Source organism: Colwellia sp. 6M3 (assembly GCF_014077595.1).
Classification (GTDB): Bacteria; Pseudomonadota; Gammaproteobacteria; order Enterobacterales; family Alteromonadaceae; genus Cognaticolwellia.
Genome location: NZ_JACGWF010000161.1, coordinates 1 through 3,264 on the forward strand (window position 1 = coordinate 1; position 3,264 = coordinate 3,264).

At 35.6% G+C, this 3,264-nt stretch carries 6 protein-coding genes and 1 pseudogene; 4 read left to right on the forward strand and 3 right to left on the reverse strand.

The window, feature by feature from the left end:
- The 3 genes from H4J50_RS18610 to H4J50_RS18620 form a co-directional block, all read right to left on the reverse strand.
- On the reverse strand, positions 1 to 215 hold a 215-nt coding region (locus H4J50_RS18610; protein WP_182257652.1), incomplete at its 3' end, for a hypothetical protein.
- A gap of 22 nt (positions 216 to 237) precedes the next feature.
- Positions 238 to 525 (reverse strand): hypothetical protein, encoded by a 288-nt coding sequence (locus tag H4J50_RS18615; RefSeq protein ID WP_182257653.1) that lies wholly within the window; start codon positions 523 to 525, stop codon positions 238 to 240.
- Between the two features lie 42 nt (positions 526 to 567).
- Positions 568 to 837, reverse strand: coding sequence for a hypothetical protein (locus H4J50_RS18620; protein WP_182257654.1), 270 nt, complete (start codon positions 835 to 837; stop codon positions 568 to 570).
- Positions 838 to 1,201: 364 nt separating this feature from the next.
- Here H4J50_RS18620 and H4J50_RS18625 point away from each other — a divergent pair.
- The 4 genes and pseudogenes from H4J50_RS18625 to H4J50_RS18640 form a co-directional block, all read left to right on the forward strand.
- Positions 1,202 to 1,378, forward strand: a pseudogene (locus tag H4J50_RS18625) (transposase); the annotation flags it as partial.
- Between the two features lie 119 nt (positions 1,379 to 1,497).
- Positions 1,498 to 1,656: a hypothetical protein gene (locus H4J50_RS18630; RefSeq protein ID WP_182257656.1), complete on the forward strand. Its 159-nt coding sequence runs from the start codon at positions 1,498 to 1,500 to the stop codon at positions 1,654 to 1,656.
- A complete protein-coding gene (locus H4J50_RS18635) occupies positions 1,646 to 2,239 on the forward strand; it encodes a Fic family protein (protein ID WP_182257657.1) in 594 nt (197 codons plus the stop codon). Before H4J50_RS18630 ends, H4J50_RS18635 begins: the two co-directional genes overlap by 11 nt.
- Positions 2,240 to 2,693: 454 nt before the next feature.
- Positions 2,694 to 3,041, forward strand: coding sequence for a hypothetical protein (locus H4J50_RS18640; RefSeq protein WP_182257658.1), 348 nt, complete (start codon positions 2,694 to 2,696; stop codon positions 3,039 to 3,041).
- Positions 3,042 to 3,264 lie beyond the last annotated feature (223 nt).

Below are 3,264 nucleotides of genomic sequence, written 5' to 3' on the forward strand. Positions count from 1 at the left end.
TCTTCTATATCTTGAAATCGCTTTTTGACCAATGCCAACTTTTCCATTTCATCAACATCACAGTCAAGGTGATCTTCGCACCGCCAGATAATTTTCTTTCTAATAGCATTGGGGCGTTCTGGCGATGATGCAACTATTTCAGTTCTGGTATCAACATGTTTTTTATGGCAGGCTGAGCAATCGGCATTGTGAAAATCAATTGTTCGGGTTGGCATGATAAGCTCTCACTTGATTGAGTTAATGAAAAAAATCGTTTGGTGCCAAATTCAATTGGATGATCTGCTTAGGGCTGAAGCCGTGGCGAAGGAGTTCGAAGTCTTTCATCTGCACCTGAGATTTTTGGCCTTCGCCAATAACTTGATAAAGGCTACCAATGTCAGTTTTGATTAGCTGGCTGTGAGGTGAGATTTCTACTATTTTTGATGTACTAATGTAATCGACACAGATACCCCATAAAATTTTACCGATCAATTCTTCACCTTCAGAAATAGACACGATGTGCCAGTTTTTAACTACTGTACTCATGATCTGAACTCCATCAATATTTGAGATGATCATAGAAGAAGTTCAGTTAAAAAGATAATCAAAGCGTGGATCTAATCTCGACTTTTTCCTCTGAAATAGGCGTTGGCGATTGACTGCTGCTATGGTCATGATCAGACAACTGAACATAGTTATTTTATCTTCAATGTTCTTAGGACAAAAGCGCCTAAGTTCCCCATCTACAAATTTTAGTTTAACCAAACAAACCTCTTCAGGTGTTAGTGCATGTGCTAGTAAGTCATACCAAGCCTTGATAGCTTGCTGTTTGGGTTTTTTATCTATATATGTATCCATTTTCTCCTATTAGTTATTTATGCCCCGTTATTGGGAAAGGTAATTAACGGAGGAGTTAGGCAATTAGTACCAGCAGAATGAAAATTCTAAGTGGTTTCATTTTGGCTACATTAGAAACCAACGGGCTAACCTTTTAATAAAGATCAAATTAATTCATTGATATTCTCATTTTCAATTTAAAAACTAAGTGCGACTTTTTAGTCGAAATCGTGCGCTGGCTTAACTGGATTAACACGCTATCATATCTGAACTGATGCGCTGTTTGGACCGGAGTATGCAATTAACAAGGACACCCATCTTGAATTTAAAACCCTAAACACTATGCTAAACTAAAATATCCCCAGGACATTATCTCAGGTGAGTTATGGCTACGCTAAGGAAACAACAAATCAGTTTAGTCGATACCCCGTATTACCATTATGCGGCGCGTTGTGTACGTCGCACTTTTTTATGTGGCGAAGCTGCTTTATCAGGACAAAGCTTTGAGCACCAGCGAGGGTGGGTAGAAGACAAACTGCACTTTTTCAGCCAAGTCTTTGCTTTTTTAATTGAGTGCCTTAAATTTGTCCGAGTACGTTGATTAGACTATTTTTGTCAGGCAAGTGATATAGAATTATTCTTCATTTTGGGCTACAATAAGATAAAATATAGGAGTTAAATATGACTAGTGAAATATTAAAAGTTAAACACCAAAACACTCGCACTTTTATTCCAAAAATGAGTAACTTTGAAACAAGCTCTAGTTACGAAGGGTTATATTTAAAAAAAGAAAATACAGGTAAATCTATTAGTGATTTGAAACTAAAGTATGCGCGATAAATATGGCGTGAGCCAAGATAGTTATTGTTATAAAAATTCTGATGTACTTGTTAATAAACTAAACATAGAAAACCATGAAAGCTTGGCAGAAGCTGAGCTCGCCTTTACCGCCATTCGATTTAGCGAATATTCTTCAAAAATCACCTCAATAAACAAGTTCAATTTAAATCACCTTCAAACTTTAAATTTTCACTTATTCCAAGATGTTTACGATTGGGCTGGTGACATAAGAACAGTTGATATTGCGAAAGGAGCATCACGCTTTTGTACTTGTGGCCGAATTGATGCAGAAGCCCAAAAACAATTTTCTAGAATTCCATCACTTTTAAATATCAACAATCAAGAACAGCTAATCATTGAACTGTCTGATATTTTTTGTGAGCTTAATATTATTCATCCTTTTAGAGAAGGCAATGGGCGAACACAAAGATTTTTCTTTGAAGAGCTATGTTTCTTTTTAGGATTGAATATAACTTGGCCTGATATTTCAAAAGAAGAATGGATTAAAGCCAATATTGATGGATACAACGGTCACCTAAAAAGCCTAGAAGACATATTTACTGGTGCTATTTCGGATATTTGATATTTATTTAAATTAAGGTTCAGCTGGATCGCAAACCGTATTTATATGCAAACGCGATACTATGATTCATTTATAAGGCGCTATTAGTAATAGTCAAATCAGTAGTATTGTTTATAGCAATGTATTTACTGCTGGCGTATTAACCTTTGATTCATTAGTCGACTCTGAGTCGTGCTGTGATTATTTAGAAGTCTCTTTAGATGGTGAAGTAGTCTTTCGTATAAGCACACAGGATTGGCAAGCAAATGAGATTACTCTTGAGTCTGGTTTTCACGAAATCAGCTTTAACTATGTAAAAGATGGCAGTGTGGCTCGAGGAGAAGATGCTGCATTTATTGATAACTTAGTATTTTCTTCGAATTAACATTATTATCTAAAATGAAAGTGGGTACTATGCTCACTTTCATTTCTGGTAATATTTATATCTAATTAATTTTGTTGTATATGAGGTTATATGAATAAACTTAAGGTACTGACTCTGTTGCCGCTAGTCATGTTATTTGGTTGTGCGCAAAATATTGAAACACCAAATGGCGCATCGCAGTGGGACTTTGATCACGAAGTTCAATTTAAACAAACTGACTTAGAAAACGGTAAACATCATTTACAAGTTATTGCTAAGCAAAATACTGAGTTTAGTAAGTTGGCCACTTTTTTAATGCGTCAATCTCTACGTATTTGCAAAAGTTACGGCTTTAAAATTGAAGTGTTAGAAGGGGTAGAGCGCTTTGATGATAAATTATCATTTCCTAATATGATTATGCCTTCATTATCTGCGAATATTGAATGCCCTAATCCGTAGTGTTTTGAAAGTTTCTACAGTCAGTAATAAGTAATAAGTAATAAGTAATAAGTAAAAATAAAGTAAGCTAAGAGGCACAGAGGTGTTAAATTAATTGTGAGCGACTCGCCATTCACACCTAACCTAGTTTCACATTCCAGGGTAACATAGCTTCTATCGTTTTTTCACTGACCTCACCACTGAGCTGTTCAAGACAATAAGCGATGTAATAAAAGGGAATTAA